The sequence below is a fragment of the Ruegeria sp. AH3 genome (assembly GCF_056536265.1).
Window position 1 is genome coordinate 72,914 of record NZ_JBQFJL010000001.1, and the last position, 16,732, is coordinate 89,645.

At 54.3% G+C, this 16,732-nt stretch carries 14 protein-coding genes; 5 read left to right on the plus strand and 9 right to left on the minus strand.

All coding sequences use genetic code 11. The annotated features are described in order from the left end of the window. Positions 1-9: 9 nt before the first annotated feature. The 3 genes from ACR3EM_RS00415 to ACR3EM_RS00425 all read right to left on the minus strand — a co-directional run bounded on the left by ACR3EM_RS00415 (position 10) and on the right by ACR3EM_RS00425 (position 2,750). Positions 10-741 (minus strand): hypothetical protein, encoded by a 732-nt coding sequence (locus ACR3EM_RS00415; protein WP_480468850.1) that lies wholly within the window; start codon positions 739-741, stop codon positions 10-12. 69 nt (positions 742-810) lie between these two features. After that, positions 811-2,478, minus strand: a complete 1,668-nt coding sequence (locus ACR3EM_RS00420) for a sulfatase-like hydrolase/transferase (RefSeq protein WP_480468851.1) — start codon at positions 2,476-2,478, stop codon at positions 811-813. 41 nt (positions 2,479-2,519) lie between these two features. Continuing rightward, a complete protein-coding gene (locus tag ACR3EM_RS00425; protein WP_480468852.1) occupies positions 2,520-2,750 on the minus strand; it encodes a hypothetical protein in 231 nt (76 codons plus the stop codon). A 144-nt stretch (positions 2,751-2,894) separates the two neighbouring features. On the opposite strand from ACR3EM_RS00425, the gene ACR3EM_RS00430 reads away from it, so the two are divergent. Beyond that, positions 2,895-4,211, plus strand: coding sequence for a tetratricopeptide repeat protein (locus tag ACR3EM_RS00430; protein WP_480468853.1), 1,317 nt, complete (start codon positions 2,895-2,897; stop codon positions 4,209-4,211). A gap of 648 nt (positions 4,212-4,859) precedes the next feature. On the opposite strand, the gene ACR3EM_RS00435 is transcribed toward ACR3EM_RS00430, so the two are convergent. Then, positions 4,860-6,098, minus strand: coding sequence for a tetratricopeptide repeat protein (locus ACR3EM_RS00435; RefSeq protein WP_480468854.1), 1,239 nt, complete (start codon positions 6,096-6,098; stop codon positions 4,860-4,862). 61 nt (positions 6,099-6,159) lie between these two features. Here ACR3EM_RS00435 and ACR3EM_RS00440 point away from each other — a divergent pair, with 61 nt between their 5' ends. The 4 genes from ACR3EM_RS00440 to ACR3EM_RS00455 all read left to right on the plus strand — a co-directional run bounded on the left by ACR3EM_RS00440 (position 6,160) and on the right by ACR3EM_RS00455 (position 9,898). After that, the gene (locus ACR3EM_RS00440; protein ID WP_480468855.1) at positions 6,160-6,579 is read left to right on the plus strand and encodes a hypothetical protein; all 420 of its coding nucleotides are present in this window, start codon (positions 6,160-6,162) and stop codon (positions 6,577-6,579) included. A 33-nt stretch (positions 6,580-6,612) separates the two neighbouring features. After that, positions 6,613-8,241: a sulfatase-like hydrolase/transferase gene (locus ACR3EM_RS00445; protein ID WP_480468856.1), complete on the plus strand. Its 1,629-nt coding sequence runs from the start codon at positions 6,613-6,615 to the stop codon at positions 8,239-8,241. Between the two features lie 119 nt (positions 8,242-8,360). After that, complete coding sequence (locus tag ACR3EM_RS00450; protein ID WP_480468857.1) at positions 8,361-9,056, plus strand: hypothetical protein; 696 nt, start codon at positions 8,361-8,363, stop codon at positions 9,054-9,056. A gap of 26 nt (positions 9,057-9,082) precedes the next feature. Beyond that, the gene (locus ACR3EM_RS00455; protein ID WP_480468858.1) at positions 9,083-9,898 is read left to right on the plus strand and encodes a hypothetical protein; all 816 of its coding nucleotides are present in this window, start codon (positions 9,083-9,085) and stop codon (positions 9,896-9,898) included. A 162-nt stretch (positions 9,899-10,060) separates the two neighbouring features. Here ACR3EM_RS00455 and ACR3EM_RS00460 read toward each other — a convergent pair whose 3' ends face one another. From ACR3EM_RS00460 to ACR3EM_RS00480, 5 genes are read right to left on the minus strand one after another with little or no spacing between them, the layout of a single operon-like run. Beyond that, positions 10,061-10,393 carry an ion channel gene (locus ACR3EM_RS00460; RefSeq protein ID WP_480468859.1) on the minus strand — a complete coding sequence of 111 codons (333 nt, stop codon included), beginning with the start codon at positions 10,391-10,393 and terminating at the stop codon, positions 10,061-10,063. After that, positions 10,386-13,532, minus strand: coding sequence for an efflux RND transporter permease subunit (locus ACR3EM_RS00465; protein ID WP_480468860.1), 3,147 nt, complete (start codon positions 13,530-13,532; stop codon positions 10,386-10,388). Before ACR3EM_RS00465 ends, ACR3EM_RS00460 begins: the two co-directional genes overlap by 8 nt. Beyond that, positions 13,529-14,875 (minus strand): efflux RND transporter periplasmic adaptor subunit, encoded by a 1,347-nt coding sequence (locus tag ACR3EM_RS00470; RefSeq protein ID WP_480468861.1) that lies wholly within the window; start codon positions 14,873-14,875, stop codon positions 13,529-13,531. The genes ACR3EM_RS00465 and ACR3EM_RS00470 overlap by 4 nt, the downstream gene beginning before the upstream one ends. 53 nt (positions 14,876-14,928) lie before the next feature. Further along, positions 14,929-15,420, minus strand: a complete 492-nt coding sequence (locus tag ACR3EM_RS00475; protein WP_480468862.1) for an enoyl-CoA hydratase — start codon at positions 15,418-15,420, stop codon at positions 14,929-14,931. Positions 15,421-15,444: 24 nt separating this feature from the next. Next, positions 15,445-16,704 (minus strand): ferredoxin reductase family protein, encoded by a 1,260-nt coding sequence (locus ACR3EM_RS00480; protein ID WP_480468863.1) that lies wholly within the window; start codon positions 16,702-16,704, stop codon positions 15,445-15,447. Between the last annotated feature and the right edge of the window lie 28 nt (positions 16,705-16,732).

Genomic DNA, 16,732 nt, shown 5'->3' on the forward strand with positions numbered 1-16,732 from the left:
TCTAAGTCATTAGAACGAGAGCTTCGCGCCGACTATGGGTCCGGAGAATGAGAGATCACTCACAACGTCTGAATTCCCGATATTCCAGTCGAGATGGCGGTATCCAAAACTCAGGTTCCAATTGTTGATCTGGTAGTCGAACGTGACACCCGCCTGCCAGGTCAGATCGCTATCACCCCCGCCGACGTCGGTTATGAATGAAAAGGCCCAACGGTCAGCAAGGGGAAACAAGCCTCGCACACCTACAATGGCATCAGTGTTGGAGATTGACCCTGAAACGCGCTGGGAACCATTGCCAACAGCAAGGTTCGCCGTTGTGTCCATGTCGAGGTAGCGGAAGCCACCAAAACCGACCAACTGACCATCCTGTGTATGCCTGAAATCATACCCGACGGAGCCAGTGAAAACGAAACCTGTAACTTCTGCATCCGCGCTGGCCGGGATACCGGGTCCAACAGCACTGTCTTGATCTGCGCTTATATCGAGGTACTGAAAATCGCCTAGTACCGAGATCGGACCGTTGTTGGCTTCCAGCGCTCCCATCAGACCGAAATCAAGGTTATCCAGTAAGTCTGAGAAACTCACGGTCATGCTTTCGCCGGTTACCGTGGTACCACCCAATTCCGGTGCCCAGAGATAGATAAATGCGCGAAAGTCCCAATTATTTTGATCAGCAAGCGATGGCCCGGCGATGCAAGTCATGATCGCCGTCAACGCGGTGGTACTAAAAAGTTGTTTCATGCAACTTCTCCAACTTTGTGTGACAACTAAATGCCCGGCGGCCCAAGATCAGGGCCGCCGGAATCTCGGTCATTGATTGGGAGATTCCTTGCGGACGATGAAGGCGTCCACGGCTTCCCGCGTTTCGGGTCGAATGTTCTCAACCCCTTCGTAAGGCATCCCAAATGCCGGAAGTGTGTCCGGATAGTTTTCCTTACGCGCCTTATGCCGGGCGAGAATACGCACGAACTCCTGGCCACCCCATGCGCCGACTTCTGTCGAAACCGAGTATTCCTCGCGTGTATCATGGTAGAGGTTGTAGAATTTCGCCACGATCGGGTTCTCACCTGGAGGCGGGAGCTTCAGCTTCAGCTGGTCCTTTACAATGGCCTTTGGCTTATCATCGGAATAGATAATGACATGGTCACGGCGTCCCTTTTGCTCGTCGTCGAATAGGATTGACGCTGTCTGGTCCACACCATCTACAAGCCGATCACGGGGGATATACTGATCAGCCCCAGCGAAGCGCGCCAGGGTTGTATAGATATCCGACACATGGATAATGTTGTTCAGCATGCTGTCCGGCTCGATCATTCCAGGCCAACGGATAAAGGCGTCTGTACGTACACCCCCTTCGGTCGTATCGGATTTGCCGCCACGGAAAATCATCGGGGTATAGCCGGATTGGGGCGAGTACTTGGTGAAATGGCCGTTGTCGCCCATCACCACCACGATGGTGTTGTCAGCAATGCCCAGCGTCTCCATTTCATCAAACATATCGCCTAACCAACGGTCGACCAACTGCATCTTGTCCGCGTAAAGGCCCCCATTCGGCGACTGTGGCCCCTCGCGACCGGTTCGCGTGTTGTCGAGTGGCAGCATCGGCCAGTATTGCAGGAAGAACGGCTCTTCCCCGCCTGCAAGGCGGGACAGCTCTTCCATCATTTTATCCTGGAACGCCTGGTTCATTTCACCATATTTGGCGGCGTTCCATCGCTCCCCTTCTTCCATCCGAATCTCACGGATCGGGCCTCCGGCTTCGCCTTCGATGACGGTCATCATGTGCGATGCGTCAGGCCGAAAGAATGCGTCCAAGGTGTATGTGGGCAAGTAGTCATTGTTCGCGACCGACACGCCCTCTTTGATGGCGTCGTCATTGAAAATCGTAAGCTGACCTTGCTGGTGTACCGCCATCTGGGCATAGTCAAAGCCCTGGTTCATGGCCCAGCTCTCTGCAATGTCACCCATGTGCCACTTGCCAACGTGACTGGTTGCGTAGCCGGCCTGTTTCAGAACTTCCGGCAAGATAACCTCGTCACCCGGTAGGCCAAAGCCCGCGATATCAACCGCAGTGTCGCCCATTCCCATACGGACCGGCAAGCGACCAGTCATTTGCGCAACACGGGTTGGGGTGCAAGACGGCTCCGTGTACATGCGCACCAGACGCATCGCTTCGTCTGAGAAATCGTTTATGTTTGGCGTCTCATATCCACGCAGAGCATTCAATTCTGGGATGCCCATATCGCCAAAGCCCAGGTCATCAATCAGAACACTGATGATATTTGGCGCTTTGCCGCCGTTCGCCTCGCGAAAGCTTGCCAGCGCATCATCAACGGCAGCATCATCCTCAGCCCACTGTGCGCTGCGTTGCGATTGCAGGATGTAATACTCAGCGTCATGATTGATCGGCGCTTCCTGTGCCAGCAATGGCTGAGCAGCAAGCACCAGAGGCGCGATTGCCAGTTTCGTCAGTTTCATTTTCACTCCGTTGTTTTTGCCTTCAAGTGGTTCAGGCCGTTTCAGGGCCTCGAATTCACAAAGTGCGTTAGAATCTCGTCTTTGAGGCCGGTGAGACAGTCACGTACGTGCGGATCTGTCGGGTGCGCAGAAATGGCCAGCGCGTTTATCTCTACAAAGTCGCGACACATTTCCGCGAAGCCTTCGTCACGGGTGAACAGTGTGCTCACCCGGTCGAAATCACCCGCGAAACATTCGGATAAGCCTGCTTCCCAAAGCGCCTCAATATCCAATGCGGTCCTCCCCTATTCCCGCCTGGATTTTGACTAACGCTGAATGACAATTAGATATATGATTTCACGGCATGTAACGGTTACATATGGGAGGTAACCGACCGAAAACACGTTGAAACGCGCCGATTGAGGGGGAGGCTCGTGATGGAAGAAAACTCTCCGGATCTTCCAGCAAAGCAGGAAATACTGGGTGCGCTCGAGCGCGTGTTGTCCAGCAAGGAGTTTTCTGGCGCCGACCGTCTGCGTGACTTCCTTACCTACGTGGTGACCGAAAGCGTTGAGGGGCGGGGCGATAAGATCCTTGGCAAGCTGATTGCCCAAGACGTCTATCAACGACGATCGGAAGAAGATATTGCCACAGCCAATGTCGTGCGCGTCGATGCAGGGCGCCTTAGGCGCAGGTTGAGTGCCTATTATTCAGGGGAAGGTGCAGCTGATCCGCTGCGCATTGAGATTGCCAAAGGCGGGTATTCTCCACAATTCGAAAGAGGCGTGCGGACTACCACGCAGCCAGAAGAGGTATCTCCCAAACGCCGCATCGCGCTTGTTGCCGGAATTGTTGTCGTGGCGTTTCTTGCTCCAGCAGCTGTTTTCCTAGGAACACGGAACGACGAACCTGCAACATTGACACTTGCTGATGACGTTCAGCGCCAAAAGGTTGAGCGCTCGGTTTTGTTCGAGATGTCCCCGACTGCTTTACAGGCAAAGAATCTGGCAGAAGAAGCGCAGACGATGCTCTTCCCTGCTACCCAGCCAACGCGACTGCAGGCCGGGCTCACTTTGTTTGAAAGAGCAATAGAACTGAGTCCCGACTACTACGGGGGTTATGCTGGTGCGGCTCAAGCGGCTTCAATGTTCGGCGGGCTTGCGCCAGATGGGCCTGACCGAGAAAAGATGTTGGCGAAAGCCCGTAGCTATGCAGAAGAAGCCCTGCGTCTCGCACCATCTGAAGCTTGGAGCCAGTCGGCGATGGCTCTCCTTTTGATGTTCGAAAGGAGATTTGACGAAGCCAACCGGTATTCCACCCGGGCCGTCGAACTCGACCCCACTGACCTCATTGTTCGTGAGTTTGACGCGATCATTGCGTTTTTCTCAGGAGATTTTGATAGGGCCATCGTAAGTGCTGATCCCGAAATCCATGCAGGTCGCGTTGGATCGCGCTTTCCATGGCGCAATGTTCTTGGAAATGCGAGTTTCTATTTGGGTGACTACCAAGAATCCATAGATCACCTTTTGGAAGCAGCGGCGTCCGGCGAGCCAGTGAGCGAGATCAACAGCGCTCATCTCATTGCATCATTTCAAGCTGCAGGCCGGATAGAAGAAGCCCGCAAACACATGGTCGAATACGAAGAAGCCTGGCCAGACAGCCGGATTGAAGAGTTCATGTACAAGCTCTTCCGTAGTCCGGAAGACGCAGAGAATCTGATGACCCAGCTTAAACGGGCAGGGTGGCAGCCTTAACTTTGTACGACTCGCACTGTTCGGGTCTGCTTCGGTAGAGGCTAGGATCGTACGAGAAAGACAGCCGCCAACCGTGCTTTGTAGGGCGAAGATACATAACGAGCCCTTATCGCCCATTTTCGCGTCGCCTCCCTTATTAAGCGAGCAAGCCATCATTGCCAAAGCAGCGGCAAAAACAACTACTCCGCTGACAACCAACCGGAATGCAGTCTTGGTGGCGAACTCCCATACTTTGGAGCTTTCTATGCTAGAACGTATCTGAGCTATTCGATGCAGCACTGAAGACCTCAACTATATCTATCTTATAAGTAACTGCTTTCAAATCTCTCACCGATCGAGTTTGGTCACACCAAATGACCGCAAAGTCCCGCTCAGCCGAAGTTGTAAAGGTTGCTTCGGGAGATCTGGCTGGATGTTCTCGACGCCTGCATATCGCATCCCAAATACGAACGAATTCATGGCCACCCTATGCGGCGGCCTTGGTCGAGGCCGAATACTCCTCCCTCGTGTTGCGGTAAAGAATGTTGAACTTTGCCAAATCCGGATTTGTGTGACACGTCTGTAAGAAGGTCGACTTTTTTCTTGTCCAAGCACCGACAATGGCTCGTACCGGAAAGGCACCCGTAGCTGCAACTTGCGCTCAAGTCTCTAGTTTTTTGGTTTCCAATTAGCTTGTTTCATCGCATTACCAAGATCTTCCCCGTATTCCGGATTTGCGAAAAGTCTTTGAAACAGCACATCGACGCGACTGTCGGGCCACTCATGCGAGAGCTTATCCGATAGCGCCTGAGCCTTACTTGTGTTGCCAAGCATCTGATGAGCCGCCATCAGATAAGCAACAGAGACAGGGCCGACAGGGCCGCCTTTCTCTGTCACGTGTTCAAAGGCGGATACAGCGCCTTCGAAATCGTTCATGTGGAACTTTGCAGACCCCATCGCGTTCTGGAATACGTAGCCCCGCTCCAAGTCGATTTTCGAAAGCGCGTTTTCGCTGATCGCTACTACTTGTTCAAACGAACCTGAATAGAGCAGTATCAGCGATACGAACTCCAAAACATGTACGTCATCTGGCTCCAAACGCTGCGCTCTTTGGGCAAGTTCCATGGCCTCGGGCCAATTCCCTTTGGCAAATTCAACCCACGCTTTGGCAGACTGGCTCCAACCCGATTCCGGAGCCAACTCAATTGCCCTGTTGGCGTGCGCGTCCGCGTAACTCAGCATTTCATGAGCCAGATCTGAATTCGTTGAAACGACCGCTATTGTTGCGGCAACCTGTGCAGCACCAGCATGGCCTCCGAAATAGCTTTCGTCGTTGTCGATTGCGCCTTCAAATACGGTCAGAGCAGCGTTCAGCCGGGCTGGCTCTAGCGCAGGAAAGATCAAGTCCCGACCCGAGTTGGCCAGATTTACAGCCTGAAGCCGCATGGGTGATGCTTCAAAAATAGCACTGCGCTCATCACGGCTCAAACCATCAGCCGGTGAATTGATTGGAACCTCACTATTTGTAGGTAGCAACAGAACAACAGCGGCAAAGCCGGCTAGTACGACGAGACACGTAGTCATCAGGAAAGGACGAGGCCAATTGCGCGACGCGATGTTCGGTTCAGACAAAGGCGGTGGAATCGTCTCGGGTGATCTTACAGATATTTCCGGCGCATATCCGCCCTTTGGGAGGTCGAATATCGTGCCCTCGTAACAGCCGTCTTCGGCATAGTATTCGGCAAGCTTACGACGCAAGCGGCCAGCGTCGACCCGAACGACGTTTTCACGGCGCGACATCTCTGACAGGGTCCCACCGTAAACATCCATAGCGATGGTCTTGGCACGAATATCGTCTGCACGACCGTTGAGCGATTCTTCGACCACGTACACCAGAAAATCTTGCAATCGCTGCGAACCCGCGAAAGTCGAAGACTTGACAAGCCGCTGAAGTGCCGCCCGCACATCGTTGGCCGCAGGTGACCCGCTCTCATTCAATGCAGTAGATGTGTCTTTGGATAATCCCATATTTTCAGAAAGTTACGCAATTGGTTACACCGTATTATGCCCCGATAAACCTTTTATGAGAAGTGAATTCGGCGAAAACTCAGGACAGTCTGCTGATCCATCGAACGAGCCATCGAAATTGGAAGGTTACATCTTTGATACACTGTTTCCCGACCACCAATCCGCAATTGCGGACTTACGGCGTGCGGACACGGTATTCGATGAGATCTGCCGCGACTATCAGCTTCTTTGCGACGAGTATCAATCAATGGGCATCGAGCCGGGAAGCCACTCGTACCAGTTCGCCTGCGATATCCGCGATACCCTAGATGGTCTTCGGGATGAAATTGTCCAATCGCTGCGGCGCGCAGGAAAGATGTAATCCATAGGGGAAGGGATACCGATGAGATCATTATTGAAACATGCTTCAGCCATGGTGCTGATGGCCGGCTCGGGTTTAGCCCAAGATGCGCCCGTTATCCATGATGGAGAGTTTGAGTTCCTTCGCGCACAGTTTGGCGAGCAATGGGATGCGCAGGACACCGAGATTGAGGCGAAACTTGCCGACATCCGAGACGCTAATGGCGGCCAGCCACCCAACATCCTCTACATTTTGATCGACGATGTGAGCTTCGGTCAGATGGGCAATCGGACGATGAACTACGTCACCGGTTTCGATACGCCCAACATCAATGACTTTGCCTCGCAAGGTATGTCTTTGATGAGAATGTACACTGAGCCATCTTGCACACCGACACGAACGGCCATGTTGACCGGTCGTCACCCGGTGCGTGCAGGCGTCGAAGAGGTCAAAGTTGCGCTGGTTGGCGAAGGCCTTGCGGCCGAAGAAGTCACGATTGCCGAGATTCTGAAAGAAGAAGGATACAACACTGCGCACGTTGGGAAATGGCATCAAGGTGATATTGAGCAGGCCTATCCGCACAACCAAGGGTTTGATTGGGCCGCATTCCCCTTGCATCAGCAGGTTCAACTCAGCCTAATGACCCGGGATGCTATGGTTGCCAACAACATGCTTGGCTTCCATCCCTCTGGTCAGTCCAACCAATTCCAGCTGGATGAGCGATTTAAGCCTTACGGTCTGGTAACCGGAGTCGAAGGGGAAGCAGGCGGCCTTGCTCGCGAAGTCGACATGGCGCCGGGCGAAGAATGGACACAGGCTAAATACGAAGAAATGAACCTGCGCTACCAGCGACAGGCACTAGAGCAATTGGATCGCCTTGCCTCGCAGGACGACCCGTTCTTCATGCAATATTGGCCGCTCTATCCGCTGAACTTTGCTTATCCGGATCAGGCCGTATCTCGCAACGGTGGTTTTCATGCAGATAAACTGCAGGTTCTGGACGGCTGGATCGGCGAGGTTCTGGCCAAACTGGATGAAACCGGCAAGGCAGATAATACCGTCGTGATGATCATGGCTGACAATGGTTTGATGTACCACTACGAAGGAACGTCAGGTCTTAATCAGTTGATTTATCGCGGCGGCAAGACACAGCACCTCGAAGGCGGCGTGAGAACTGATGCCTTCATTCGTTGGCCCGGCGCCATCGAGGCGGGCAGTGCGGCAGGCGACATCGTACATGTATCGGACCTTTTTACTACCTTCGCCCGTATAGCAGGTGCGACAGACCGTATTCCCCGCGACCGTGTCATCGATGGTATCGACCAGACGGCACTATTGCTTGAGGGAGAAGGCAATTCGCGCCGCGACTATGTCTATGTGTATGAAGGGCCGGTTTTGCGCTCGGTCGTGAAGCAAGAGTTCAAGATGCATCTGCCAGCCCCCGGTCAGCCAGGTGCTGCGGCCCCGGTCTTCAATGTCTATCGAGATCCCCGTGAAGAGCATCCGCTTGTTGGGTATTCGCTGTGGTCCGGGGCATCATTCCAGGACATGTTGAAGCGCCACCATAAGTCCATCGAAAAGCACCCTCACAAACCGCTCGGCAAGGGTGTCCCTTATGAGGGAATTGAAAATCTCAGACCCGAAAGCGAATTGGCCCGAGAAGTCTTTTCTAGCTGGCAATGACAAACTCGAGACGGCGGTGCCAAGACGCCGCCGTCTAACCGGTCGCATGAATTTTCCTAAGGTGTACTATGACCCGCATCTCCCTTCATTTGGCAGTCTTAACCTCGGCGTTGCTCGTGATGGCTTCTAACTCCAAAGCCGAAGAAAATGCGTCTAACCCACTAGCTGCCGTGAACAACACGGACATTCGCTATCAGTATTTCGATCTGGAAGGGGGCGCGGACCGTCAGGACATGTTCATTGATGGTGCATACATGCTGCGCCCCGATCTGAAGCTAAAATACGAGCTACATTACAATTCGACGAATGCGACCGGAGAGAGGTTCGATGGGTTCGAAAAGACCAGCTTCAAGCTGATCTACTTCCCCTCACAAAAACCCTTAAATGACACATGGAGCGTCAAGTCTGCGCTTGGTTTGGAGTGGATACTTGATTTCGGCGACCCCGATGAAGGTATTGGTACCGGGTCTGATCAAATCGCTCCTTTCGGAGGCTTCGCCTTTGCAAACACAAACACCGGGCTAACACTGATCCCTCTGATTCAGCATTTCGCATCTTACAATGGACCGACCGATGTCAGCCAAACCGCGATGCGCCTGATTGCACTTCAGCCATTTGGTGAGGGGTATTGGGTCAAAGCAGATATTAAAGCGCCTTATGATTGGGAGAATGACGCCTGGCCCGCGACCGCAGAATTCCAGATCGGAAAGAACCTGAGCCCCGGAGTAGCGCTCTATGCAGATGTATTGATCGGGATCGGTGCTGATCGCCCCTACGACCAAGGCGCCGGGCTCGGTCTTAGGTTCAATTATTAAGTCGCGATTTTCTAAAGGAATCAGTCATGCCCCATACCGCACTACGCAGCCCCATAATACTTGCGGCAAGCCTTATGGCTCTGCCAGCTTTTGTGTCTGCTCAATCACTACCCGCGATTGGTCAAGACGAAACCGGTTGGCGTCATGGAGCCTCATTCTATCTGTTCACACCCCTAAGAACCACGGGAACGTCAACCGTGGCTGGACGATCCGCAAACCTGGATCTGGATCTTGGTGACGTTCTGGATGTGCTCGATTTCGCGGCAGCCGGTCGGTACGAAGCATGGAGCGGTGATTTTGGGTTCATCGTGGATGCAAATTATGTGGGGATCGAACAGGATTCCACTCTGCCTGGCCCTTTGGGCGCCGGGGTTAATGTCGACGTTCGTCAAAAATGGTTTGGTGTGCTTGGGGCTTACCGTATTTTAGATGGCGAATACGGCAGCAGCGGCCAGAGGTATACAATCGATCTCCAAGGTGGTCTGAGGTACAACTCCATCCGTCAAGAAATCGACATAACTACCCCTGGACCGGGAAATCCACCTACATTGGGTGGAGATCAGGGTTGGATAGAACCAGTCGCCGGCATACGCGGAATGTGGCGACTAAACCAGAAATGGACTGGGATTGCGTCTCTAGAACTTGGCGGGTTTGGTGCCGGTGGAAATGACCTCCAGGTTGGAGCAAATGTTGGTTTCGACTATCAACCCTGGGAGAAAACTGCGCTCACATTCGGGTATCGTTATTTCAGCGTCGACTATAGCGACACTCTGAGTTCCGGTGAATTTGCCTATGACGTCGACCAGCATGGTCCATACATTGGTATCAAATACTTTTTCTGAACTTAGGGTTCAGGATCATACAGGTGATAGTCGAAAGACAACGTTGGTCCCGGTAGACAACCTTTAAGCTCGAAGAAATTTGGATTGGTCCAAACAAGAAAGCTTGACGTACTAGCCAGAACTGTATGAAACGATCCGCTACTTTTTTGACGATTTTGGCTCCTATTTCCGAACCTTGAAGTTTCTAACAAAGATGGTGGCGATGGTTGTGATCGTGGCCACGAAAATCCCGATGCCAGCAATGGTGAATATCATCGTAAAAACCTTGCCGCCCGGTGTGGTTGGGTAGATGTCTCCATAGCCAACCGTGGACATCGTGATGACCGAGAAATACGCGGCGTCCAGTATGCTCCAACCCTCAACAAGGACGTAAAACGTGCTGCTCACAACAACCAGCGAGGCTGACATGGCCAGAAGATGGAGGGATCGGCCGTCGAAGATTGCCGCCGCCAATGCCCGAAACAGGTTGAAATAGTTAAACAGGAAGTTACCCATTGCGCCACCGACCTAAGTCGATGTGCGAGGATAACTCGGTTACTTGCTCGTCTTTCTCTAGTCTGCTTTTCAACCACTTTCGGATGTCTGCGAAGTCGAAGTAAATGCCGAGAATGCTAGGGAATACAAAGATCACCAAAAGCGTTGACGCCAGCAAGCCAAAGGCCACTGCAGCGACAAGCGGAACGAGAACCTGGGCCTGCGGGCTGGTTTCGAACAACATGGGCAAGAGGCCCGCAAAGGTGGTGGCAAAGGACAGAATGACCGGCCGAAACCGATGCCGCACGGCTTCGACAGCAGCGGTCAGATAGTCATTCCCTTCGATCTCTGCCTCAAAGAAGGTCAAAAACAAAATGGCGTTGTTGACCACAATCCCAGCGAGGGAGGCAAAGCCGATGAAGCTGGGCATGGATATGTCGAGGCCCATCGCATAGTGGCCCAGGATCGTGCCGATCAGGGCGAATGGGATGCTCAGCATCACCATGAAGGGCAGCGTGTAGCTGCGGAACTGGAAGGCAAGGATCAGGTAAACGCCCACAAGTCCCATGAGCAGGGCATTGGAAATCGAAGACTGTGTTTTTTGCTGCTCTTCCGTCGCGCCGCCGATCCCGATGCTCACGCTGGGATACTGCGTCTGCAACTTTGGCCCGATTTCTTCGGTGATCAGTGCCGAAATGGCCGTCGAGGTGGTGGCCGATCGGTCGATCTTTCCGATGATGCGGGATACTGCCTGACCATTCTTGCGGGTGATCTGCGCATAAGCCCCTGTCAGCTCAATCTCGGCAACGGAGGCCAGAGCCACCTGCTGCCCCCCGGCGATTGTGATGGGGAATTGCTCCAGATCCGCAAGCGTTGGTACGGTGTCCCCCAACTCGACGCGCACGCTAACCTCTGAGTTTTGCTGGCGGAAGCTGTCGGTTTCTGTTCCGGAAAAGGCCGCGCGGAGTTGTCCTGCTACCGCTTGTGGTGTCAGGCCGCTGACATATCCGAATTCGGTTAGTGAGAGTCGGATTTCTGTGCGGCCCTTTGCAAAATCCTGATACGCCTCGGTTACATCGTCTCGCAGGATCAGCTTTTCCAGAAGGGCATTGCTAGCTGCTTCCAAGACCTCCAGATCTCGTGAGGTGAGCTCCACATCCAGATCATCCCCACCGGGGCCCGCTGCAATCTGGGTAAAGTTGATCTGCACGATATCCGGCATCGGGCCGGTTGCCTGTTTCCAATATGCCAAAACTTCATTGGCGCTGATATTCCGGAGATCACTTTCCAACAGATCTGCAGTGACCGTCGCGGTGTAGGACCCGTTATCCTTGACGTCCTGATTGACCGAATACTGCACCAGAACACGCTCAACCAACGGCTGCCCTTCTTCGGTGTTGGGCGTGAGGTCTGCGTCGACCCTTTCGAGCCCAGCCATAATCTGGTCAACGGTGTCTCGGGTTCGCTCAATGGGCAGGCCGGAAGACAATGCAAACCGGACCTCAACAGTATCGCCCTCGGTCTCTGGAAACCCGACCACCTTGACCAAACCGGATGCCAGAAACCCGATGCTCAGGATCAGGATCGCGAAGACCGAGCCCAAAGTGGCATAGCGCCATCGCAGCAAAGCAGCTGCCGAAGGGATGATGATGCGGTCCCTGATATGATCGAGCCATCTCGGCACTGCCCGCTGGGCGTTCTTCTCAGGATCGGTTTGCGTATGGCTCATATGATTAGGCAGGATGAGAAAGGCTTCAACCAGGCTGGTGATCATGGTCAGCAGCAGCACAATCGGGATGACCTGAAGGACCTTGCCGGTCTCTCCGGACAGAAACATTAGAGGCCCAAAAACACAGGCCGTGGTCAGGAACGACGAGATGACGCCGGGCATCACCTCCGTCGCGCCTTTGACGGCCGCCTCCTTTGGCCCGAGCTTGCGCCGCCATTTTGCGATATTGTCGGCGATGACAATGCTGTCATCCATGATCAGGCCAATCGCCATCAGCAATCCGATCAATGAGATGGTATTGATCGTGACCCCAACTAGGCTCATAAGAAAAACGCCGCCCAGGAAGGAAAACGGCAGCGAGAAGGAAATCCAGATCGCCTCGGACAAGGAAAAGAACAGGCACATGACCAGAACCACCAACAAGAGGCTTTGAACCGCATTGCCGAGAACGAGGTTGATCCGGGTCTCCACGGTCTCGGTCAGGTTGTTCACAACTGAGATGCGAAACGGGTCTGGAAATCTTGCTTCTTCTAAGGCGATCCGTTCTGCAACCTGTGCAAAGGCTTTGATGGCATCGTCTGTCTTGGTCTTGCTGACCTGAATAATCGCCGCGCGATCACCGTCGATGTAGGATTGGAGTTCCGACGTCACCTCCGTCAGGCGCACTTGGGCCACGTCCAGCAAGCGCACCACACCCCCATCCGGGTTTTCCAGCAGGATGAGGTTTTCCAGATCATCAATCGAGCGACGCGCATCGAAATAGCGCAACGTCACATCGCGCCCGGTGGTGGAGACGGTGCCAAGCGGCGCGCGTAGGCTCCGGGCCTCAACCGCATCCGCAACGTCCTTGGGACTAACTCCAAAACGGCGCAGGGCAAGCTGGTCGAAGGAAATCAGATATTCCGCGTCCGAAATACCGGTGACTTCGGCGGTCGCGATCATGGGCAAGGCGGCAAGATCATCCGCAAAGGCATCTGCGTATTGGATCAACGCGCTTTGCGTGTCGATCCCGGAGACGGCGATGGATGCGATAACCTCTGTTTGACCAAGGATTGAAACTGAGGGGAGCTCTGCCTCATCGGGCAGGTCATTGATGCTGGAGACTTCAGAAGAAATGTCGTTGTAGAACTGACCGATGTCGCCGCTTTCTGCCATCGTCAGCGTTGCAGTAGCCAGATTTTCCACGGACAGGCATTCAAAGTCTTCCAGATCGTTCACCGCACCGAGGGCATCATCAAGAACAAGGCAAACCTGTTCGTCTACATCGCTGGCCGAGGCACCGGGGTATTCGACAGACACAGCGACTTCGCTCGCCGTGAACTCGGGAAAGCTTTCGCGCTCCATTTGCAGCAGGGACGAGATGCCCACAAAGCAAACCGCGAGCAAAACCAGGTTTGCGGCAATCGGGTGATGCGCAAAATACCGGATCATGAGCCCTGACCTGTCTCGGTGTCCAGTGGCTCAAGGAGCATTCCGACGACGGCTGGTTTTGGATCGGAAAGAACGATCTGATCACCGGGCATCAACCCGGAAAGAATGACCACAAAGCCACCCTGTGCGGAGCCAGTCTCAATTGAGCGTCGCTCCAGCCGCGACTGATCATTAACAGTATAGACAAAGCTACCATCACCGTCGGCGTGAATGGCTGATCGGGGCAGGCGCAGCGCGGTGACGGGTTCCGGCGCTGATAAGCGTACCTCTACAAACATGCCATTAGTCAATGGCGGTCCGCGCCGGTCCGGATCAGGTCCACCGGGGTTCTCGATCCGGACCACCAGCCCAACAGTCCCGGTGGTTGGATCTGCGCTGCCATCAAAACGGACAAGCTCAGCGGGCCAGACATACTCCTCGCTACTGGTCGACATCACCACCTCTGCGCGCAGGTCAAACCTTTTGAGTAGGGCGAAGGCATCGGCCAGATCGAGGTCGGGGTTCGCCTCCAAAGGGCGGATGCCATCCAGAACGGTAAACAGGTTGCCCAGCACCCGTGTTTGGAATTCCGCAGTAACTTCTGAGGCTGCGGTGCTTTCAAGTGTGGCAAGGGTGTCACCGAGGCGGATGAATTGCCCCAGTGACACCGATTTGGCGACCACGCGTCCAATGAGGGGAGTCTTGACGGACGTGTTCGCCAATGCGCGCTGTGCTTCTTCGATCTCCACAACGCGCGTGTTAATTGTCGCTTCGAAGGAGGCGCGCTGTGCTGGCAGCAGCCTCAATGCATTTTCAAGATTCAGAACCAGCTTTTCCTGCGACAGCAGATCCCGGATGGCTGTGTCCACAACGGCCTGCGACGCGCTTCCGCGTTGCAACAAGGTTTCCTGCCGTGACAACTCGGCCTGTCGCACGTCTTTGATCCGGCTTTCGAGCGCGATGGAGGCTTTGGTGTTGGCTTCTGTTGCCTCTAGCTCATCCAATGCCGCTTGCGCTGTGTCTCGAGCAGCGCTCGCACGGGACAGGCCGATCTCATAATCGCGCGGGTCAATGCGAATGATCTCTGTGCCCGCCGGCAAAACACTGCCAACCGTCAGATTGTCGTCAACAAAAACCGCCCGCCCTTGTACCTGCGAGATGGCCTGCCAGGTGTCTTCGGCGACAACCCGGCCATACCCGGACGCAGAAGGCACGGCTTCGGTGGGTGTCAGTGTCATGGCACGCACGGCGGTCACCGTCTCCGCCGGAGGTGTCTGGGCCGTTTCGTCTGGACGGGTCATCCACATGAAGCCACCCACGCCAAGAGCGATTGGAGGCAGGAAAAGCAAGGGACGAAGATTCATGGTAGACCATTCCTCATGTCAGACGTGTCGGTGTAAGGTGGCCGGCTGCGGCCTCAAGCAACCCCGGCGGTTTGGGCGCGTTCCGCTTTGGAGAGTCGCGGTTTGAAGGCCCCCATGAGCATTTCCGTGATCAGCGGTATCACGTTCGACATCCCAACCAGTTTTTCTCTGTTTTCCAGCGTGATGAAGGCCTCGCTGAGCGTGTCTTCCGGGATTGACGCCTGCGCCAGGTCCAGAAGCTGGGGCATCATCGGCACCAGGAACACAAAAGCATTGATGGTCAGGAAAGCCGTCATCGCCAACTTGATCCGCATCCACCAGGCGCGTTCGTTGAACCCAAAGAAAAGGATCAGGTCGATCAGGATCTTCAGACCCAGACCCGGCAGGATCAGGATGTAGGCACTCTGCAGTTTATAATCATAGATGAGCGCTGCGGTTTCGGGCGTCGGGTGTGCGTTGATCGCGCCAATCACAATGTGAGACAGGATACCGCCCACATACATGATGGTGCCGATCTCGGCGATGAAGGAGAAAAGCTTTTTCATGATAGGTCTGCCTGCAACTATGCGTTATCGGAACTCAAAAGCCTCGGTGTGGATTTTGTGGCGGGGCACGCCTTCCGCCTTGAGGTCCTTCATGATCCCGTCGACCATGGGTTTGGGGCCGCACATGAAATACTCATAGCTGTCCAACGGATCGGGTAGTTTCTGCTTCATCATATCGACGCGGGCAAAATTGCCCTCATCTGAGAACAACGGCACCAGAGTGACGTTGCTTAATCGCGCGGCGTGCTCCTTGAGTTCGTCCAGAAAGATCGCGTCCTGAGCTTCGCGCGCGGCATAAACGAGATGAACATGACGTTTGTCATCGGGTTGCATTGCACGGATTTTTGACAGGAACGGTGTCAGGCCGATGCCGCCTGCCAACCAGATTTGTTTGTCTCCCGCATTTGCCGCATCAAATCGGCCATACGGTCCGCGTACCTTTACATCCACACCGGGCTGTAACTCTTCGCGGACCTTCCTGGTCCAGTCTCCCAGCACCTTCATGGTAAAGCGCAAACGGTCTTCGCCGGGCGCGCTGGAAATCGTAAAGGGATGCGGTTCGCTCCAACCTTTGCCAGAGATTTCAACAAAGGCGAACTGACCTGGTTTGAATTCCAGAGACTGACTGGCTGGCTTCAACACAACCTCAGTTGCCCGTTCCAATGGGTTCACCACCTCGATGCTGAAGGGAACAGCCGTGCGCCGGTTCATGCCAAACACCGAGTAAAGCATAGAGAGGATGCCCACGATCCCGGCCGCCAGAAGCATAAGGCCAGAGGCGCTGAATTGAGCAACAAAGACGGGCGGCGCTGTGAAGAAGTGACCAAACACGAGAATATAGACCAGTCCCATGATCTTGTGCGTGGGCCGCCAGAAGGAATAGCGGATCTTGCGGTTCAGTGCGATGAAGAGCCCGATCACCAGAAAGATCAGGCTCAACATGCCCAGTGGGGCTGATGGGACCAGCGCGTTTACGGCCGGGTTCGCCCCCTCCGGCAGTGCTTTTGGGACGCCGAAGAAATGTACCAGCGCAAACAAGGCGGCCAAAACGCCCACAATACGATGCACCTGATACATCCGGTCCAACCCACCGAACCAGTCCTCGAATATGGACGCGCGCGTGGACAGGACGATCGAACATGTCATCAAAAGAAAGGCGATACCACCCAGCAGTGTCGTGCCTGTTGTTCTCGAACTGTGCTCCTCCGGCGAAAAGCCCAGATGCAGGACCACAAACAGCGCAATCAGACCAATGATCGCAAAAATACCGTGCCGTTTGAGCATGTCATCTACTCCCTCTAACGGTTCAACT

What these genes read in the sequence shown, in the direction of transcription:
- ACR3EM_RS00415 (WP_480468850.1), bottom strand. Translation starts at nt 741, where the DNA reads ATGAAACAACTTTTTAGTACCACCGCGTTGACGGCGATCATGACTTGC.
- ACR3EM_RS00420 (WP_480468851.1), bottom strand. Translation starts at nt 2,478, where the DNA reads ATGAAACTGACGAAACTGGCAATCGCGCCTCTGGTGCTTGCTGCTCAG.
- ACR3EM_RS00430 (WP_480468853.1), top strand. Translation starts at nt 2,895, where the DNA reads ATGGAAGAAAACTCTCCGGATCTTCCAGCAAAGCAGGAAATACTGGGT.
- ACR3EM_RS00450 (WP_480468857.1), top strand. Translation starts at nt 8,361, where the DNA reads ATGGCTTCTAACTCCAAAGCCGAAGAAAATGCGTCTAACCCACTAGCT.
- ACR3EM_RS00455 (WP_480468858.1), top strand. Translation starts at nt 9,083, where the DNA reads ATGCCCCATACCGCACTACGCAGCCCCATAATACTTGCGGCAAGCCTT.
- ACR3EM_RS00460 (WP_480468859.1), bottom strand. Translation starts at nt 10,393, where the DNA reads ATGGGTAACTTCCTGTTTAACTATTTCAACCTGTTTCGGGCATTGGCG.
- ACR3EM_RS00465 (WP_480468860.1), bottom strand. Translation starts at nt 13,532, where the DNA reads ATGATCCGGTATTTTGCGCATCACCCGATTGCCGCAAACCTGGTTTTG.
- ACR3EM_RS00470 (WP_480468861.1), bottom strand. Translation starts at nt 14,875, where the DNA reads ATGAATCTTCGTCCCTTGCTTTTCCTGCCTCCAATCGCTCTTGGCGTG.
- ACR3EM_RS00475 (WP_480468862.1), bottom strand. Translation starts at nt 15,420, where the DNA reads ATGAAAAAGCTTTTCTCCTTCATCGCCGAGATCGGCACCATCATGTAT.
- ACR3EM_RS00480 (WP_480468863.1), bottom strand. Translation starts at nt 16,704, where the DNA reads ATGCTCAAACGGCACGGTATTTTTGCGATCATTGGTCTGATTGCGCTG.